This window comes from Rathayibacter iranicus NCPPB 2253 = VKM Ac-1602 (assembly GCF_003149025.1).
GTDB lineage: Bacteria > Actinomycetota > Actinomycetes > Actinomycetales > Microbacteriaceae > Rathayibacter > Rathayibacter iranicus.
Genome location: NZ_QGDV01000044.1, coordinates 1 through 1,318 on the forward strand (window position 1 = coordinate 1; position 1,318 = coordinate 1,318).

The following is a 1,318-nucleotide window of genomic DNA, read 5'->3' on the forward strand; positions in this document are numbered from 1 at the left end:
TCATCTTGGCGCACGGCTCGGTGACATAGCTGAGGTGCGACAGGGTCTCGCCACCGCTGACAATCATCGGTTCCTGCGCCAATGGTGGGAGGTTGCGAGGGATCGGAGCGCGATGGGCTGTCGAAGCACAAACGAGGCCTCAATCACGCTAGAGCGGTGGTTCCCGTACAACAAAGGCGGCGACTTTCGTCGCTGGTACGGTAATCAGGAATATGTCGTGAATTGGGAAAATAATGGCGCTGAAATCAGGGCGTTCGGAACAGAAGCGGGCGGGCGCCCGAGGTCGAGAGCGCAGAACACGAGCGCCTATTTTTCACCGTCAGTGTCATGGTCCGACATCTCTTCTGGCGCGCCGTCGTTCCGCCAGTTCCCCGTCGGATTCATTCATGGCAACAAGGGGAATTCGATCTTCGGTGGTCAGGCGCTTCTCGATCGTCTCCTCGGCGTTATGAACGCCTCATGCGCGACGATTATCCTGGAAGCGCTAGCACCTACTATGACGGCATCCGTCGGAGACGTTGGCAGGACTCCTGTCCCACTCAAACTCGCAGAGCTGCCGACAGGGGGGTATCACGGCGCTGGTATCGACCGCGGCGGCAGACTGGAACGAGTCGGAGAACTCCTGGAACTACAGTAAGAACCCGCTAATCACGAGCGCCCGCTCGCTTTCCGATGCACCGTAAGCAGGGGATTGCAATCGAAGTTCCAGGACGTTTCTACCGCATCCCAGTCATCAACGGAGTTCTCTTTCAGCTGCCGGACTATGGGCACGAGAATACTCTCACCGATAGTATCTACCAGCCAGGGCAGAGAGCGGATTTGACCAACTTCAAAATTCAGGGTAGGCGCAAGAGCGGCCATCATCCGATTAGCTGTCGATGAGTTTGTGAAGCCCAGGATAGCGTCCAGGTGCGCGGTTCCGCTAATTGCAACTGCTGCGTCCGTAAAGATAAACCCGCAATCATGCGCTCTAAATGAGATGCCTCCTGAGGAAATCTTTGAACAAGAAATGGATGCGACGAACCTTGTGTGGAGATTCCGAGTGGTTGAGCCGCGGTGCTCCCTGACGGCTCTTCCGTCTTCTGGCCAGAAAATCATCCAATAATCGTTTCCGAACCAACGGCGGAAATCGCCACCCTTGTCCGCAGCGTGCCAGCGATTGGTAGGTGCTGTACTGTCGAAATGTCGTTGATATTCTGATTTCTTCTGAGCAACCTCCCACCATAGACGGAGAAATCGCTCGTTGTCGCCCGTAGTTATTCCTTGCGCTACGCCGCTTACTGCACTGAGGGCTTGTTGTCCGATTTCAGCCTTAGCG

The 1,318-nt window shown here is 55.8% G+C and carries 1 protein-coding gene and 1 pseudogene; one reads left to right on the forward strand and one right to left on the reverse strand.

Features of this window, described 5'->3' with window-relative positions; all coding sequences use genetic code 11:
- Nucleotides 1–637 (forward strand): annotated as a pseudogene (locus tag B0H03_RS16980) (hypothetical protein); the annotation flags it as partial.
- Nucleotides 638–648: 11 nt separating this feature from the next.
- On the opposite strand, the gene B0H03_RS16855 reads toward B0H03_RS16980, so the two are convergent.
- A partial coding sequence (locus B0H03_RS16855) for a hypothetical protein (RefSeq protein ID WP_207774269.1) occupies nucleotides 649–1,318 on the reverse strand: 670 nt, incomplete at its 5' end.